14 protein-coding genes are annotated in these 16,295 nt (G+C 67.0%); 7 read left to right on the top strand and 7 right to left on the bottom strand.

The window, feature by feature from the left end; all coding sequences use genetic code 11:
• Positions 1-87 precede the first annotated feature (87 nt).
• Positions 88-1,305 (bottom strand): 5-aminolevulinate synthase, encoded by a 1,218-nt coding sequence (gene hemA / locus VHB27_RS01645; protein WP_325597053.1) that lies wholly within the window; start codon positions 1,303-1,305, stop codon positions 88-90.
• A gap of 350 nt (positions 1,306-1,655) precedes the next feature.
• Here hemA and VHB27_RS01650 point away from each other — a divergent pair, with 350 nt between their 5' ends.
• On the top strand, positions 1,656-2,288 hold the full coding sequence (locus VHB27_RS01650) for a DUF2889 domain-containing protein (RefSeq protein WP_325597055.1): 633 nt from the start codon (positions 1,656-1,658) through the stop codon (positions 2,286-2,288).
• Positions 2,289-2,296: 8 nt separating this feature from the next.
• Here the strand turns inward: VHB27_RS01650 and dnaE are convergent, their stop codons facing one another.
• Positions 2,297-5,707 carry a DNA polymerase III subunit alpha gene (gene dnaE / locus VHB27_RS01655; protein WP_325597057.1) on the bottom strand — a complete coding sequence of 1,137 codons (3,411 nt, stop codon included), beginning with the start codon at positions 5,705-5,707 and terminating at the stop codon, positions 2,297-2,299.
• Positions 5,708-5,930: 223 nt separating this feature from the next.
• On the opposite strand from dnaE, the gene dctP reads away from it, so the two are divergent.
• From dctP to VHB27_RS01675, 4 genes are all read left to right on the top strand, one after another.
• Entirely contained in the window at positions 5,931-6,965 is a 1,035-nt protein-coding gene (gene dctP / locus VHB27_RS01660) for a TRAP transporter substrate-binding protein DctP (protein WP_325597059.1), read from the top strand.
• 3 nt (positions 6,966-6,968) lie between these two features.
• Positions 6,969-7,526: a TRAP transporter small permease gene (locus VHB27_RS01665; protein ID WP_325597061.1), complete on the top strand. Its 558-nt coding sequence runs from the start codon at positions 6,969-6,971 to the stop codon at positions 7,524-7,526.
• Between the two features lie 3 nt (positions 7,527-7,529).
• Positions 7,530-8,810 (top strand): TRAP transporter large permease, encoded by a 1,281-nt coding sequence (locus VHB27_RS01670; protein ID WP_325597064.1) that lies wholly within the window; start codon positions 7,530-7,532, stop codon positions 8,808-8,810.
• A gap of 61 nt (positions 8,811-8,871) precedes the next feature.
• Complete coding sequence (locus tag VHB27_RS01675; protein WP_325597066.1) at positions 8,872-10,503, top strand: acyl-CoA synthetase; 1,632 nt, start codon at positions 8,872-8,874, stop codon at positions 10,501-10,503.
• Between the two features lie 73 nt (positions 10,504-10,576).
• On the opposite strand, the gene VHB27_RS01680 is transcribed toward VHB27_RS01675, so the two are convergent.
• Positions 10,577-10,957 carry a hypothetical protein gene (locus VHB27_RS01680; RefSeq protein ID WP_325597068.1) on the bottom strand — a complete coding sequence of 127 codons (381 nt, stop codon included), beginning with the start codon at positions 10,955-10,957 and terminating at the stop codon, positions 10,577-10,579.
• 114 nt (positions 10,958-11,071) lie between these two features.
• On the opposite strand from VHB27_RS01680, the gene VHB27_RS01685 reads away from it, so the two are divergent.
• Positions 11,072-11,362: a hypothetical protein gene (locus VHB27_RS01685; RefSeq protein ID WP_325597070.1), complete on the top strand. Its 291-nt coding sequence runs from the start codon at positions 11,072-11,074 to the stop codon at positions 11,360-11,362.
• Positions 11,363-11,365: 3 nt separating this feature from the next.
• Here VHB27_RS01685 and VHB27_RS01690 read toward each other — a convergent pair whose 3' ends face one another.
• From VHB27_RS01690 to VHB27_RS01705, 4 genes are all read right to left on the bottom strand, one after another.
• Positions 11,366-12,466: a sigma-54 interaction domain-containing protein gene (locus VHB27_RS01690; RefSeq protein ID WP_325597072.1), complete on the bottom strand. Its 1,101-nt coding sequence runs from the start codon at positions 12,464-12,466 to the stop codon at positions 11,366-11,368.
• A 527-nt stretch (positions 12,467-12,993) separates the two neighbouring features.
• Positions 12,994-13,326 (bottom strand): DMT family transporter, encoded by a 333-nt coding sequence (locus VHB27_RS01695; protein ID WP_325597074.1) that lies wholly within the window; start codon positions 13,324-13,326, stop codon positions 12,994-12,996.
• Between the two features lie 13 nt (positions 13,327-13,339).
• On the bottom strand, positions 13,340-14,386 hold the full coding sequence (locus VHB27_RS01700) for a glycosyltransferase family 2 protein (RefSeq protein WP_325597076.1): 1,047 nt from the start codon (positions 14,384-14,386) through the stop codon (positions 13,340-13,342).
• Positions 14,383-15,096 carry a class I SAM-dependent methyltransferase gene (locus VHB27_RS01705; RefSeq protein ID WP_325597078.1) on the bottom strand — a complete coding sequence of 238 codons (714 nt, stop codon included), beginning with the start codon at positions 15,094-15,096 and terminating at the stop codon, positions 14,383-14,385. Before VHB27_RS01705 ends, VHB27_RS01700 begins: the two co-directional genes overlap by 4 nt.
• Before the next feature lie 136 nt (positions 15,097-15,232).
• Here VHB27_RS01705 and VHB27_RS01710 point away from each other — a divergent pair.
• The coding region (locus tag VHB27_RS01710) for a ribonucleotide reductase N-terminal alpha domain-containing protein (RefSeq protein WP_325597080.1) at positions 15,233-16,295 on the top strand (1,063 nt) is incomplete at its 3' end.

Raw genomic sequence — 16,295 nt, forward strand, 5'->3', positions numbered from 1 at the left:
CCACCAACCATGGAATGGGATCAAAGGGGGCTAGCCCCCTTTGCGGGGTCCCAGGGGCGGAGCCCTTGGTCAAACCAACATCACCCATCACGCCGCTCTGCGATGTTCCTGTGGGATGATCGCCGTCAGCGCGTCCACCAGTTCGTCCATCATGGCATCCGTGTGCAGCGGCCCCGGCGTGAAGCGCAGGCGTTCTTCGCCGCGCGGCACGGTGGGGTAGTTGATCGGGGTCGCGTACATCGAGAATTCCGCCAGCAGCCGCTCGCTGATCGCCGTGCACAGCGCGGCCTGGCCGACATGCAGCGGCACGATATGGCTGACCGAGGGGATGCGCGGCAGTCCGGCCGCATCGAACCGTCCCTTCAGCGCTGCCGTCCGCTCGAACAGCTTCGCGCGGCGTTCATGGTCGCCGCGGACATGCCGGACGCTGGCCAGCGCGGCGGCCGCGACCATCGGGGGCAGGGAGGTGGTGAAGATGAAGCCGGGCGCCGAGGAGCGGATGAAGTCGATCACCTCGGCATCGCCGGTGATGTAGCCGCCATGGCAGCCGAACGCCTTGGCGAGCGTGCCCTCGATGACGTCGACGCGCCGCGCGACGCCGTCACGCTCCGACACGCCGCCGCCGTTCGGGCCGTACATGCCGACGGCGTGGACCTCGTCCAGGTAGGTCATGGCGTCGTAGCGGTCCGCGAGGTCGCAGATGCCGGCGATGGGGGCGATGTCGGCGTCCATCGAATAGACGGATTCGAAGGCGATCAGCTTCGGCGCGCCGGCCGGAGTGGATTTCAGCAGCGATTCCAGGTGCGCCAGGTCGTTGTGGCGGAAGATGTTGCACACCGCCCGCGAGCCCTTGATGCCCGCGATCATCGAGGCATGGTTCTTGGCATCGGAAAACACCTGCCACGGCTGGTCCGGCCCAAGCGGCAGGGAATTGAGAACGGTGGAGAGCGCGGCCTGGTTGGACACGAAGCCGGAGGTGAAGATCAGCCCCGCCTCCTTCCCGTGCAGCGCCGCGAGTTCCGCTTCCAGCGCGTCGTGCACCGGGCTGGTGCCGCTGATGTTGCGCGTCCCGCCGGCGCCGGCGCCCATGGTGCGGGCGGCCTCGCAGGCGGCCTCCACCACCACCGGGTGGCCGCCCATGGCGAGATAGTCGTTGGAGGACCAGACCAGGACGCGCGAGCCGTCCGGACGGACGTAATAGGGGAAACCCTCGGCGCGCTTCTGCAGGGGGGTGAAGACGCGATAGCGGCCCTGGTCACGGATCGAGTCCAGCGACCGGCGGCAGTGATCCTTGAATACTTGCATCAGTCAGCAGCCCCTAACGGCGGTCCTTCGAAAGGTTATCGAAGTCCACACATCCCCCCGGTGACGTCCATTGTGAAATGACCGGAATCAACCGGTCGCCGGGAACATGCTCCGTTTGCTCGCCGCGTCAACATGATTCCAGACGCTATTCCTGATTGAAGTGATCGACTTACTTGATCGTAACGCGGCCCTGGCATGGCCAGACGGGTGTTCTCGCCGGCGGGAAAGAATGCGATATACATTCGCTGCACCGCAACAGAACCGCCAGGAGGCCCGATGCTCCCAGCATGTGATTGGAAGGGACGCGATTGGAAAGGGCGCCATTGGCAGGGGACAGGATCGGAGGACGCATGCCGTTGAGCCCACCAGCCGACCGTGAACGGCTGCATACCCGAGCGATCGAAATCAACGGCTATCGCCGGAGCGATGGGCTTTTCGACATCGAGGCGCACCTGACCGATCGCAAGAGTTTCGGCCAGACCAATTACGACCGGGGCTATATCGAGGCCGAGGAGCCGATCCACGACATGTGGCTGCGCCTGACGCTGGATGAGGCGATGCTGATCCACGCCGTCGAAGCGGTCAGCGACAAGACACCCTATCGGATGTGTCCCACGGCGGCGCCGAATTTCGCGCGCTTGGCGGGGATGCGGATCAGGCCCGGCTTTCTGAAGGAAGCGAACCAGGCCGTCGGGGGCACGGTCGGCTGCACCCATCTGCGGGAACTGCTGCAGCAGATGGCGACGACGGCGTTCCAGACGATCAACCCGGCCAAGGCCAAGCGCCAACTGGTGGCCGAGGGTGTCTCGACCGAGGGGCGGGGCAGCGACGTGTTCGACAAGCGGATCACGGAGCAATGGGGCGGCGGCAACCGGATCCTGAACACCTGCCTGGCGTATGACGAGAAGGGCCCGCTGGTGAAGCGGCGCTGGCCGGAGCTTTACAAGGGCGACGACGCGGATTTGCCGGCGGCGGCGGACTGAGCCGCCCCCTATACCTCCTCCACCTGCTCCACGCCGGGCAGCGACTTCAGCGCCTGCGCCAGCCGGGGCGTGACGTTGTAGCTGCCAGGCAGCGCGATCTCGACGTCCTGCTCGCCGTCGATCCGCGGCACCAGCGTCACCCGTCCGCGTCCGCCGACCTGCCGGCCCAGCACGTCCCGGATATGCGGCACCACGCCCGTCTCGCGCAGCCAGACGCGGATCGAAGCGCCGGCCTGGGACGCGGCCTCGTCCAGGGCGGAGACGTCGAAGGCGGTGATGCGCGTGGCGTCGCCTTCGGTCTTGATATCGGCGTTGACCAGGATGTTGGTGCCGTGCGTCAGCAATTCGCGGGACCGGTTCAGCACCTCGCTGAAGCAGGTGACCTCGGCCGAACCGGACGCGTCGGAGATGCGGACCCAGGCCATGCGGCTGCCGGTTCGGGTGATGCGTTCCTTGATCGCGGTGACGGTGCCGGCAAGCCTGACACGGCCCGATGCCTTTTCCGCGTGCGCCGCCGGCAGCACGCCCAGCCGGCGCAGCGCCTGGGCGTAGGAGTCCAGCGGATGCGCCGTGAGGTGGAAGCCGGCTGACTCCGCCTCGAACGCCAGGCGTTCCAGGGACGGCCAGTCCGGGATGTCGGGCAGGCGGATCGGTTCCGGCTTGCTGGCCGCGCCGCCGAACAGGCCGATCTGGCCGCTCTCCTTTTCCTGCTGGTCCGCCTGGGCCCGCCGCAGGATCGTTTCGGCACCGGTGAACAGCCTGGCCCTGTTGGCGTCGAGGCGATCGAAGGCGCCGGCCTTGATCAGGTTCTCCAACTGCATGCGGTTGAGCTGGCGCGGATCGACGCGGGTCGAGAAATCGGCGATGTCGGCGAACGGCATATCGCCGCGTACGGCGGTCACGGATTCCATCGCGCTGTAGCCAACCTTCTTGATCGCCGCGAGCGCGTAACGGATCGCCAGCTTGCCGTCCTTCGTCCGCTCGACCGAGAAGTCGGCGCCCGACAGGTTGATGTCCGGCGGCAGGATGGCGATGCCGGATCGTTCCGCTTCCTGCTTCAGCGACGCCAGGCGGTCGGTGTTGTTGATCCCGAGGCTCATGCAGGCGGCGAGGAAGACCTCCGGATGGTTCGCCTTCAGCCATGCGGTCTGGTAGGCGACCAGGGCATAGGCCGCGGCGTGGGATTTGTTGAAGCCGTAATCGGCGAACTTGGCCATCAGGTCGAAGACCTCGGTGGCCTTTTCAGGGCTGATCCCGCGCTCGATCGCGCCCTTGGTGAAGATGCTGCGCTGCGCCTCCATCTCCGAGGCGATCTTCTTGCCCATGGCGCGCCGCAGCAGGTCCGCGCCGCCCAGCGAGTAGCCGGCCATCTTCTGGGCGATCTGCATCACCTGCTCCTGGTAGACCATGATGCCGTAGGTCTCGGCCAGGATGTCGTGGATCTCCGGATGCGGGGCCTCCCATTTCTCGCCATGCTTGCGCCGGCAGTAATCGGGGATGTTCGCCATCGGGCCGGGACGGTAGAGCGCAACGGCGGCGATCAGGTCCTCCAGCCGGTCGGGCCGCATCTGGCGCAGCGTGTCGCGCATGCCCTGGCCTTCCATCTGGAACACCCCGCCGGCATCGCCCTTGGCCAGCATCTCGTAGGTGCGTTTGTCGTCCAGCGGCAGGCGGTTCAAGTCGACCGGCGTGCCCAGTTTCGTCAGGAAGTCCTCGGCCCGCCGCAGGATCGTCAGCGTGGTCAGGCCCAGGAAGTCGAACTTCACCAGCCCGGCCTGCTCGACATGCTTCATCGAATACTGCGTGACCAGGAAGTCGGATTTCGGATCCTTGTACAGCGGCACGAGGTCGACCAGCGGCCGGTCTCCGATCACCACGCCCGCGGCATGTGTCGACGCGTGTCGATACAGGCCTTCGACCCGCAGCGCGATCTCCATCAGTCTGGCGATGGCTTCGTCGTCGTGCTTCAGTGCCTGCAGGCGTGGTTCGCCGTCGATCGCCTGCTGCAGCGTGACCGGCTTGGCGGGGTTGTTCGGGATCAGTTCGGCGACCTTGTTCACCTGCCCGAACGGCAGGCCCAGCACGCGGCCCACGTCGCGTACGGCAGCCCGAGCTTGTAACTTTCCAAACGTAATGATCTGGGCGACGCGGTCGCCGCCGTATTCCCGGCGCACGTAATCGATGACCTGGTCGCGGCCTTCCTGGCAGAAATCGATGTCGAAGTCCGGCATCGATACGCGTTCGGGATTGAGGAACCGTTCGAACAGCAGGTTGAACTGCAAGGGATCGAGGTCGGTGATCGTCAGCGCCCAGGCCGCCACCGACCCCGCGCCCGATCCGCGGCCGGGACCGACCGGGATGCCTTGCGACTTCGACCATTGGATGAAGTCCGCGACGATCAGGAAATAGCCCGAGAATCCCATCTTGGCGATGATGCCAAGCTCATAGTCCAGGCGCTGGCGATAGATTTCGCGCTTGGCCACGTCCGCGCCCATCGCGTTCATGCGCGCCTCCAGCCCTTCGACCGCCATCGCTCGGACCGTTTCCTCCTCGGTCTGGCCGGGGCGGACCTTGGGGCAGACCGGCAGCAGCGGCTTGCGGGTTTCCGCCATCACGGCGCAGCGGCGGGCCAGCGCCAGGGTGTTGTCGCACGCTTCCGGCAGGTCGGCGAACAGGGTGCGCATATCGGCAGCCGGCTTGAACCAGTGTTCCGGCGTGACGTGGCGGCGGTCCTTCTCGGCCAGCGTCCGTCCCTCGGCGATGCACAGCAGGGCGTCATGCGCCTCATACATGCTTGGTTCGGCAAAGTAACAATCATTGGTGGCGACCAGCGGGATGCTCCGCTCGTCCGCCAGGGTGATCAGCGCGGGTTCGATCGCGGTCTCGACGGGCAGGCCGTGGCGGTGCAGTTCCTGCGCGATGCGGTTGGGGAAAGCCTCCCGCAGGGCGTCCAGCAGGCGCTCCGCCTCCGGCTTCTGGCCTTCCGCCAGCAGCCGCCCGATCGGCCCGGTGGTGCCCCCCGTCAGCAACAGAAGGCCGGCCGCATGTTCGGCGATCGCTTGCAGGCTGACCTGGGGCTTCAACGACGGATCGGTGTCGAGGAAGCCCTGCGACGACAGTTTCTGCAGGTTCGCCATCCCCGTGGCGTCCTGCGCCAGCAGCACCAGCGGGTCGGGCGGCAGGCGCGCATTGTCCGGCCGGGTCAGCGCGACCTGGCAGCCGATGACCGGCTGCACGCCCTTGCCGCTGGCGTATTGGGAGAATTCCAGCGCCCCGAACAGGTTGCCGGTATCGGTGATCGCCGCCGCCGGCATCGCATTCGCCTTCGCCAGCGCAGCGATCTTGTCGGGCCGGATCGCGCCCTCGCTGAGGGAGTAGGCGGAATGGGTGCGCAGATGAACGAAGTCGGCGTGAGGCATCGGCGGAGTATATAGGATGGGAAGCGAGTCGCGTGTAAGGGCCGGCTTATCCCGCGTTCCCGGCCATCGCCTGGCCGGGCCCTGGGGGAATGCGATCGCCGCTCGGCCTCACTCGCCCCGGCTTGCTCTGCGTCAAGATTATGAAGGGCACCCAACGATTCTCTTGACGGCCACCGGTCCGACCGGTCATTTCCCGAATGGGACGTCCAGGAAAGGGTTATCAATGCAGAGTCTGCTTTCGCGCCGAGCGCTCGGCCGGTCGGCGGTTGCCGTGGTTGGGACTTTTGGGATTCTTCGGCATGCACGGGGCGAGACGGCGCTGAAGATCCGCTGCTCCCTGGACACGGCGCCTTCCCACGTCCGTAATGTCTCGATCGTCGACTACCTCGGCAAGGTCAAGGACGCCACCGGGGGGCAGATCGACAGCGAGGTCTTCCATTCCGGCCAGCTCTACCCCGACCTGCAGGTGGCGAAGGCGCTGCTGCAGGGGCAGGTGGACATGGCCTGCCCGGGTCTCTGGACCCAGACCGGCATCGTGCCGGACTGCGATTTCTGCCAGCTTCCCGTCTTCTACGGCCGGCCCGTCGAGGCGACGGAGAAGGCGTCGGACGGCGCTGCCGGCAAGATCGTCAACGGCCAGATCGAAAGCAAGCTGCGGGTGAAGGTCCTGGGCCCGTATGTCGATCTCGGCTTCCAGAACTGGTATACAACGAAAGTTCCGCTGAGGACGTCGGCCGACATCAAGGGGCTGAAGATCCGCAGCCCGGGCGGCGCCGGCATCAGTTGGCGCATCAGCTTCTTCGGCGGCATCCCGAACACCACGGCATGGCCGAACGTGCCGCTGGCGCTGTCGCAGGGGACGTTCGACGGGTTCGTCTCGACCAACGAAAGCGTCGCGACCGCGAAACTGTGGGAAGCGGGCGTCAAATACTCATACCAGGACCGGCAGTATGTCGGCCAGTACATGCCGATGATCAGCCACACCTTCTGGTCGAAGCTGACGCCGGACGTGCAGAAGATCATGCTGGACCTGTGGGCGTCCAACATCTCCACCTACCGCCACAACGCAGCGCAGAAGCAGACCGAGGCACGCAAGACGATGGAGGCGAACGGCGTGCAGTTCACCGATCCGTCGGATGAGGTGATCGCGGCCGCGCGCAAGGCGATGCAGGCGGATGTCAACACCCTGATCAAGGACGCGAAACTGTCGCCGGACGTGGTCAAGGCCGCCGAGACCTCGGTTAACGGCACGGCCTGACGGATGGCTGAACGCCCGAATACGATCTGGGACACGATCGAACGAACATTGGTAGGGTTGCTGGGTCTGATCGCGATGGCGATCGGCCTGGTGCAGGTGGCTGGGCGGTACTTCTTTCCGCAATACGCCATCTCCTACGCCGAGGAAGTGATCGTCTATCTCGTCGTCTGGGGCGTGATGATCATCTCCAGCCAACTGGTCCGGACGGACGGGCATGTCCGCCCGGACCTCGTGCTGCGCCTCGTCCCGCCGCAGGGCCAGCGCTGGCTGGAGGTCTTCAACTGTATCGTCGCGCTGATCTTCTGCGCGGGCATGGTCTGGTACGGCTGGCAGATCGTCGATACCTCGCTGCTGCTGGATGAGCGCAGTTCGTCGGACCTGCAATTCCCGATGTATATTTACTACGCGTCGCTGCCGACCGGCGGGGCGCTGATGGTGATGCGGTACCTGATCCGGTTGTATCGCTTCCTGTTCCACTTCGATCCCAAGACCATGGTCGTCGGACAGCACCACATCGGCGACCACGAACGTCCGCTCGGCATGGACGTAGTGGGCGACTGATCGATGTGGACTGTCCTTTTCCTGGCGATGTTCTTCGGCCTGCTGTCTGCCGGCATGCCGATCTTCCTGGTGCTGGGCGCCTGCGCGGCCGTGCTGTACCTGGTGTCCGGCCAGCCGATGATCGGCGTGGCGCAGGTCGTCATCGACCACCTGAACTCCTCGACGCTGATGTCGCTGCCGCTGTTCGTCATGGCGGCCGCCTTCATGCGCCAGGGCGGCGTGGCGAAGGCGCTGGTGGACGTCTCGGCCGCCTGGCTGGGGGGCATCCGCGGCTCCCTGGGGCTGGTCACCGTCGTCGCCTGCACGCTGTTCGCCGCGATCTGCGGCTCCTCGGTCGCGACCGCGCTGGCGATGGGCACGATCCTGCTGCCGGCGATGATCGAGAAAGGCTACCCGCGCAGCTTCGCGCTGGGCGTCATCGGCGCATCGGGGACGATCGGCATCGTCATCCCGCCGTCCCTGGCGCTGATCCTGTATGGCATCGTCGCGGAGCAGTCGGTGCCCCGGCTGTTCCTGGCCGGCATCCTGCCAGGCCTGCTGCAGGCCGCCGCGTTCTTCGCCTGGGTGTGGTACGATGCGCGGCGGCGGAACTTCCCGGTCGAGCCCGCCATTCCGTTCGGCGACCGCATCCGGGTGACGATCCGAGCGTTTCCGGCCCTGCTGGTGCCGCTGATCGTGCTGGTGGGGATCTATGGCGGCATCGTCACGGTGACCGAGGCCGCCGCCCTGGCCGCCGCCGCGGCATTGCTGGTCAGCCTGGTCTTCTATCGCGGCTTCCGCGTGACCCAGACCTTGTCGGTGATCGCCGATGCGCTGCGCAGCGCCGGCACGATCATGCTGATCGTCGCGACCGCGCTCGCGTTCGGGCACTGGATGACGGAATCCGGCGTGCCGGCGAAGCTGGTGACCTGGACCCTGGGGCATCACCTGCCGACCTGGGGCTTCCTGCTGTCGATCAACGTGCTGCTGCTGATCCTGGGCTGCTTCCTGGAGGTGGTGGCGGCGCTGCTGCTGGTGATCCCCATCCTGGCGCCGGCCTTGCAGCCGCTGGGGGTCGACCCGGTCCACTTCTCCATCATCTTCACCCACAACATGGAGATCGCCCTGGTCCATCCGCCGGTCGGGCTGAACCTGTACGTGCTGTCGACGATCTCCGACGCGCCGATCGGGGAGGTGATCCGGGGCATCCTGCCGTTCCTGATCCTGCTGCTGATCGTACTGGGCATCATCACCTACTTCCCGCCGCTGACGATGTGGCTGCCGCAGTTCGTTTATGGGCACTGACGTCGTATAGTCGCCGCGACGGGGGCGTAACCATATCCGCTTGCCCGACGGGGAGGCACCGATGCCAAGCGCTTATGACGAACTGCCGAAGAACCAGGCCAACTACGCGCCGCTGACGCCGCTGACCTTCATCGAGCGCGCGGCCTATGTCTATCCCGACAAGCTCGCCGTGGTGCACGGCGACCGACGCTGGACCTGGAAGCAGACCTATGCGCGATGCCGCCGGCTGGCCTCGGCGCTGGCGCTGCATGGGATCGGCAAGAACGATACGGTCGCGGTCATGGCGCCCAACACGCCGCCGATGGTCGAGGCCGCGTTCGGCGTGCCGATGTGCGGGGCGGTGCTGAACACGCTGAACACCCGCCTGGATGCCGAAACGATCGCCTTCATGCTGCGGCACGGAGAGGCGAAGGCGCTGATCACCGACCGCGAGTTCTCGCCGGTGATCGAGGCGGCGCTGGCGTTGCTGGACACCAAGCCGCTGGTGATCGACATCGCCGACCCGCTGCATCCCGAGGGCAAGCTGCTGGGGGAGGTCGAGTACGAGGCGTTCCTGGACGGCGGCGATCCCGATTTCGCCTGGGTCTATCCGGGCGACGAATGGGACGCGATCGCGCTGAACTACACCTCCGGCACCACCGGCGATCCGAAGGGGGTCGTATATCACCATCGGGGGGCGCATCTGAACGCGGTCTCCAACATCCTGAACTGGGGGATGCCGCATCACGCCGTTTACCTGTGGACGCTGCCGTTGTTCCACTGCAACGGCTGGTGCTTCCCCTGGACGGTGGCGGAGCGGGCCGGGGTCCATGTCTGCCTGCGCAAGGTGGAGGCGAAGGCGGTGCTGGACGCGATCCGCGACCATGGCGTGACGCATATGTGCGGCGCGCCGATCGTCTACTCGATGCTGATCAACGCGCCGCCGGAGTTGCGGGCCGGCCTGGACCACCGTATCGCCGGCCAGGTCGCCGGCGCCGCGCCGCCCGCCGCGATCATCGAGGGCGCCGAGGCGATGGGCATCGAACTGACCCATGTCTATGGCCTGACCGAAGTCTATGGCCCCGCCAGCGTCTGCTCCAAGCAAGAAGCGTGGTCGCACATGCCGATCGATCGCCGCGCGGAACGCAACGGACGGCAGGGCGTGCGCACGCCGCTGCAGGAGGCGATGACGGTCCTCGACCCCGAAACGATGCAGCCGGTGCCGTGGGACGGCGAGACCATGGGCGAGATCATGTTCCGCGGCAACATCACGATGAAAGGGTATCTGAAGAATCCCCAGGCCACGGCGAAGGCGTTCCAGGGCGGGTGGTTCCATACCGGCGATCTCGCGGTCATGCAGGCCGACGGCTACGCGAAGATCCGCGACCGGTCGAAGGACATCATCATCTCGGGCGGGGAGAACATCTCTTCGATCGAAGTCGAGGAGGTACTGTACCGCCACCCCGCCGTGCTCAGCGCCGCGGTCGTTGCCCAACCGGATGAGAAATGGGGCGAGACGCCCTGTGCGTTCATCGAACTGAAGCTGGGCGCCACCGCCACCGCCGACGAGCTTCGCGAGCACTGCCGCGCCCATCTCGCTCGGTTCAAGGTCCCGAAGACCTTCGTGTTCCGCGAGATTCCGAAGACGTCGACGGGGAAGATCCAGAAATTCGCATTGCGCCAGATCGCCCGGTCAGCCGAAGCGATCGAGTGAGCGGGCGTCGGCGTTCGTGCCTGTCCCGTCATGGCGAGCCTGCGCCCGCCATGACGAAGGCCGTACGCGTCCCTCAATACCCGTCCGTCGATGAATACGGGTCCGGCACGCCTGCGCCGCCCATCGATGGCGGTGCGTCCGTGCACACGCCGCCTTGCGACGCCGCGTCGCGCGCGCAGGTCGCCCGGTCTCCGTACGCGCACAGCGACGCATGCGTCGACGTCACCATGCAGTATTTCCCGTTGCCCGGCGTCAGCGTCAGCTCATCCGGATTGGCGGAGCACACCCCGCCTTGCCGCTGCGCTTCCTTGGCGCATTGCTGGGCGTCCTGATAGATGCATTGCGGCGGCAGGATCTGGCTTTTGATGCAGAACGGCGCAGCCTGCGCGACGGCGACCGGCAGCCCGGCCATCGCTGCCGCCAGAATATAGTGTTTCAAACGCAACTGTTTCATGTCCGTGTCCCATTTTCCATGGTCCGGCGGTATGCTCCGCAAACCGCGTGCCATCACGCATTGGCACGCCTCTTGCCACGTTCCAGGTCCGATCGTTGCGAACGGGACCAGTCCATGCCGGCCGGCGCCGCCTTCCATACCCTGTCCGCCCAGGAGCGGCACAGCATCGACTCCTGGCGCATCCGCGCGGCGGAACGGGGCCTGGATGCCGTCGACCTCATCGCCCGGAACTGGAAGGTTCGAGGCGCGCGCGCGATCATCGGCATCTTCCGGGCCGGGGAGCCGAGAGCGGCGTGGCTGCTGGGGCGCGGAGACGGCGCCTGGGTCGTCATCGATTTCGAAACGAAAACAGTCATCGGCCTTGCGCCAGGCCTGGACGACGCGCTCGCGCTGGTCGTTCCGTGACCGCTATGAATGCGCATGGGGGACGCGTCGCGTCACCGGCGAATCCGCCAGGCCGCGCTTCAGTTCGATCCCGTGACGGCGCAGCATCCGGTACAGCGTGACGCGGGATACGCACAACGCCTCGGCGGTCGAAGTCACGTTCTCCTTCGTGCGCTCCAGCGTCGCCAGCAGGGCCGCGCGCTCCTCGGGCGACCCGGGACGGGGGGCGGAAGGTGCGACCAGCCGTTCCTCCAACCCATCCAGCGCGTCCGCCTCGATGATACCGCCGTCGCTGATCACCACTGCGCGGCGGACCACGGACATCAGCTCGCGCACGTTGCCTGGCCAGCGATGATGCAGCAGCGCCGCCATCGCCTCGGGCGAGAACCCGGTCACCTCCCGCTCGAAATCCCGAGCGGCGAGGCGCAGGAAGTGATTGGCGAGCAAGGCGATGTCGTCGCGGCGTTCGCGCAGGGGCGGTACCGCCAGCGTCAGCACGTTCAGCCGGTAGAACAGGTCTTCCCGGAACCGGCCCTCGGCGATCGCCTGGCGCAGCCGGACATTGGTCGCCGAGACGATCCGCACGTCCAGGCGCAGCATCTCTCGGCCGCCGACCCGGCGGATCTGTCCTTCCTGCAGGAAGCGCAGCAGATGGCCCTGCAGGTCCACCGGCATGTCGCCGATCTCATCGAGGAACAGCGTGCCGCCTTGGGCATGCTCGATCTGGCCCAATGTGCGGGCGGCGGCGCCGGTGAAGGCGCCTTTCTCGTAGCCGAACAGCTCCGACGCCACCAGGCCCGGCGGCAGCGCGGCGCAGTTCACCGCGACGAACGGGCCGGCCGCGCGGCGAGATCCGTCATGGATCGCGCGGGCGAGCAGTTCCTTCCCGGTACCGCTTTCGCCGGTGATCAGGACCGGTTCGTCCGTCTTCTCGAAGCGATGGACCAATTCCATCGCATGGCGCATGCGCACGCTGCGTCCGATGATGGCCGGCGTCCGCGGGATCGATGTCGGCTTCACGTCAACCGTATCGTAAAGCCGGCCGAGCAGGGTCGGATCCTCGGCGGCGCGTTCCAGCAGCAGACGCGCGAGATGCCGTGGCGACAGGCGGGACAGCTCATCCACTCCGACCCGGGTGGCGCCCAGCCGCCTGGCCGCTGGAACGCGAAGGGGAATGACGCTCGCCGTTTCCCCTGTGGCCGTTTCCCCTGTGGCCGTTTCCCCTGTGGCCATGTCCACTGTGCCTATGTCCCCGGCAGCCACGTCCCTAGCGGCCGTGTCTCCCGTGGTCATTTCCTCCCTGGTCATGTCCTTCATGTCCGGGTCGTCAGTCAGGCCGTATCGCGTAAACCGCGAAGCGGGACTAAATTCGGGCATCGGCTCGTCCATCTGAAAAGGGTCGGAAACTCAAAGGCCAAGGTGAGAAAGGTGAACCAGGATGCGTGGCGTAACGTCACGTCGTAACGCAAACCGGTTCGGGCCGCGGATCACGAGCGCGTGGCGTCCGATCATCTGACGGGGAGCGTGACGCGACCGTTTCGATAAGTCTCCCGGCCGCCGGGAGCAGGATATTTTTCTGCTCGAAACGAATTGGCGGGCCGCCGGCGGCCCCGGCTTCCTGTCAAGCCGCGTTGGCCGCTTCCGCCGCCGCCTCAGGTGAACGCCAGCACCAGCACCCCCGTGCAGATCAGCGCCAGGGCCGCGAGATGCGGCAGGGACAGGGGCTCATGGAAGCCGTAATGGCCGATCAGCGTCGCGGCGACATAGGACACGGCGGTGAACGGCATCGCGACCGACAGCGGGATGCGCCGCAGCGCGACGATGTAGAGCAGCGCCGCGCCGCCATACAGCACGAAGCCCAGGATCGTTCTGGGGTCGAGCACCTGCGCCACGAAGCCCGCCGCGCCTGCGCCGGCCTTCAACAGCGTCTGGCCGACAACGCTGGTGAGGATGGCGGACGCCAGCGCCGCCCAGTAAGCCGTCATGCCCGAGCAGCCGTCATACGGTCGCGGACACGTTGCTGAGCACCTCGCGCACCGTCCCCTGCGGCTTGCCGTTGGCCGACAGGAAAATGCGCCCCACATACTCGCCCAGCACGCCCAGGATCATCGACTGGACGCCGGACACCAGCAGCAGCGCGACCATGATGGACGCCCATCCGGACGGGGTATCGTGCCAGAGCAGCGCCTCCCCGAGTGTGAGGACGGCGCCAACACAACCCAGAATTGACATCGTCGCGCCGGCCAGGATCGCCAGACGCAAAGGCGCCAAAGAGAAACTCGTTGCCAGGTTGAGCCACAGTCGCACCAGCCTGCGCAGGTTGTAGTTCGAGCGGCCTTCGATGCGCGGCAGGTGCCGGACCTCGATACTGTCGATCCGCTGCGTCGCCTGCATGATCAGCCCGTCGATATACGGGTAAGGCCCGCCATACCGGGTGATGGACCTGACGACCAGGGCCGACATGCAGCGGAAGGACGAGAGGTACAGCCCCTTCGGCTTGTCCAGAAGCCGATCGGCCACGCGGTTGGCGAACCGGCTGCCGAGGTTCCGCCAGCCTTCGTGCTGCTTGACCGCATAGCGCGTGTAGACCACGTCCCAGCCGCCCAGGCGGGCATGGTCATACAGCCGCGTGACCTCCTCGGGCGGGTTCTGCAGGTCGTCGTCCATGGTGATCACATAGGCGCCGCGGGCGTGGCGCAGCCCGGTCATGACCGCGTTGTGCTCGCCGTAGTTCCGGGCGTGCTCGATATAGATCAGCGGCACGCGGGCCGAGGTCAGAAGGTCGCGGCAGACCTCCCCGGAATTGTCCGGGCTGCCGTCGTTGACCAGCACCACCTCCAGCCCGCCCTCGGGCGCGAGGTCGGACAGGGCGTCGACCAGGCGTCCGATCGTCGCCGCGCCGCGATAGACCGGGATGACGATCGACAGCCCCACTTTCGGCGCCCAAGCCTGGCCCCCCATGGGAGACAACCCCATGGGGGACAGTCCCGCCGGCCGAGCGGGCTGCGGCTGCGAAGGCGGTGAGCCGTGCGGCGCGTCGTTCATGGTTTCTCCGCGATCACCAGCACCGACCCGCCGACGGGGAGCGGGAAGGGCAGACGCCGTTCAAATTCCGTCATGGCATGGAACGTTACATTCTGCCATGGCGGAAACAGGGCGACGTCTGACACAGAATCGTCATGCGAGAGAAGTTTTCGCTGCACAACCATCAACGGCAACAGCAGCCCGTTCCAGTATCGCGCCCGGATGCGGGTGAACCCGGCCCCGCGCAGCAGCCGGACGGCGCCCCGCGCGGTGAAGCGGCGCACGTTCCGCACTCGCCGGTCATGCGCCGATGCCAGCCACTGATAGGCCGGCAGGTTGAGCACCAGTCGCCCGCCGGGCCGCAGCACCCGCCGGAACTCGCCCAGGGCGCGGACGGGATCGACCGCCTGGTGGCACAGCACATCGGCCGACACGGCGGCGTCGAAGCCGCAGTCCCGGAACGGCAGGTCGTTGACGCTGCCCCGCACGGCCTCGGCGCCGGATTTCCGCCGCGCACGGTCGGCGGCGGCGGCATCCCACTCGATGCCGAAGCGCTCCAGGTCCGGCCGGACCTGGCCGACCCGCAGGAGGAACCCGCCGGTGCCGCAGCCGGCGTCGAGGACCCGGCCCCGGACCGGCGCCAGCGCGTCCAGCAGCCGCGCATGCAGGGCGCGATACCACCACATGCGCGCCTCGACCGCGTCCATCAGCACGTATTCGGCGGCTTCCATGCCGCGGTGATTGCCCCGCCGGCCGGCGGGCCGCAAGGAAGATCGCAGCGCGGGCCGGTTTCTGCTAAGATCGTCGACCCCGCGCAGGACGGCGAGTCATCGCCGACCCGCGCGGGACAGGCCCAAGGACTCCGCCATGGACATGAACACCGATGCGCTTGCGACCTCCGCCATCGCTCGGGTCGCGCCGATCTCCCGCCAGATCTGGGATGCCAAATACCGGCTGAAAGCGGCCGACGGCACGCCGATCGACCTGACGATCGAGGACACCTGGCGCCGCGTCGCCCGCGCCCTGGCTGCGCGCGAGAAGGCCCCGGACCGCTGGGAGCAGCCGTTCTACGAGGCGCTGGAGGATTTCCGCTTCCTGCCCGCCGGCCGCATCCTGGCCGGCGCCGGCGCGGACCGGCGGGTGACGCTGTTCAACTGCTTCGTCATGGGCGAAATCCCCGACGACCTGGGCGGCATCTTCACCCACCTGCGGGAGGCCGCGCTGACCATGCAGCAGGGCGGGGGGATCGGCTACGATTTCTCGTCCCTGCGACCCAAGGGCGCGCCGGTGAAGGGGGTCGGCGCCGACGCCTCCGGCCCCCTCAGCTTCATGGACGTCTGGGACGCGATGTGCCGCACCATCATGTCGGCCGGCGCCCGCCGGGGCGCCATGATGGCCACGATGCGCTGCGACCACCCGGATATCGAGGATTTCGTCGCCGCCAAGCACGAACCCGGCCGGCTGCGGAACTTCAACCTGTCCGTCCTGGTGACTGACCCGTTCATGGCGGCGATGGAGGCGGACGCCGACTGGCCCCTGGTCTTCGGCGGCCGCGTCTTCCGCACCGTGCGCGCCAAGGCGCTGTGGGACGCGATCACCCGGGCGACGTACGACTATGCCGAACCCGGCGTGATCTTCATCGACCGCATCAACGCCCGGAACAACCTGGCCTATTGCGAGACGATCCACGCCACCAACCCGTGCGGCGAGCAGCCTTTGCCGCCCTATGGTGCCTGCCTGCTGGGCTCGATCAACCTCACGCGGCTGATCGACCGCCCGTTCACGCCCGAGGCTCGGCTGGACGAGGCCGGGCTGCTGCGGGTGGTGCGCGTCGCCATCCGGATGATGGACAACACGATCGACGCGTCCGGCTTCCCGCTGGAGGAACAGGCGCGGGAGGCCGAGGCCAAGCGCCGCATCGGCCTGGGCA

Source organism: Rhodopila sp. (assembly GCF_035548235.1).
Classification (GTDB): domain Bacteria; phylum Pseudomonadota; class Alphaproteobacteria; order Acetobacterales; family Acetobacteraceae; genus Rhodopila.

Bases quoted from the DNA above. Each gene is read 5' to 3' on its own strand.
- hemA (WP_325597053.1), bottom strand. From the start codon at position 1,305: ATGCAAGTATTCAAGGATCACTGCCGCCGGTCGCTGGACTCGATCCGT.
- VHB27_RS01675 (WP_325597066.1), top strand. From the start codon at position 8,872: ATGCCAAGCGCTTATGACGAACTGCCGAAGAACCAGGCCAACTACGCG.
- VHB27_RS01705 (WP_325597078.1), bottom strand. From the start codon at position 15,096: ATGGAAGCCGCCGAATACGTGCTGATGGACGCGGTCGAGGCGCGCATG.
- VHB27_RS01665 (WP_325597061.1), top strand. From the start codon at position 6,969: ATGGCTGAACGCCCGAATACGATCTGGGACACGATCGAACGAACATTG.
- VHB27_RS01685 (WP_325597070.1), top strand. From the start codon at position 11,072: ATGCCGGCCGGCGCCGCCTTCCATACCCTGTCCGCCCAGGAGCGGCAC.
- VHB27_RS01700 (WP_325597076.1), bottom strand. From the start codon at position 14,386: ATGAACGACGCGCCGCACGGCTCACCGCCTTCGCAGCCGCAGCCCGCT.
- dnaE (WP_325597057.1), bottom strand. From the start codon at position 5,707: ATGCCTCACGCCGACTTCGTTCATCTGCGCACCCATTCCGCCTACTCC.
- dctP (WP_325597059.1), top strand. From the start codon at position 5,931: ATGCAGAGTCTGCTTTCGCGCCGAGCGCTCGGCCGGTCGGCGGTTGCC.
- VHB27_RS01650 (WP_325597055.1), top strand. From the start codon at position 1,656: ATGCCGTTGAGCCCACCAGCCGACCGTGAACGGCTGCATACCCGAGCG.
- VHB27_RS01670 (WP_325597064.1), top strand. From the start codon at position 7,530: ATGTGGACTGTCCTTTTCCTGGCGATGTTCTTCGGCCTGCTGTCTGCC.
- VHB27_RS01680 (WP_325597068.1), bottom strand. From the start codon at position 10,957: ATGAAACAGTTGCGTTTGAAACACTATATTCTGGCGGCAGCGATGGCC.
- VHB27_RS01695 (WP_325597074.1), bottom strand. From the start codon at position 13,326: ATGACGGCTTACTGGGCGGCGCTGGCGTCCGCCATCCTCACCAGCGTT.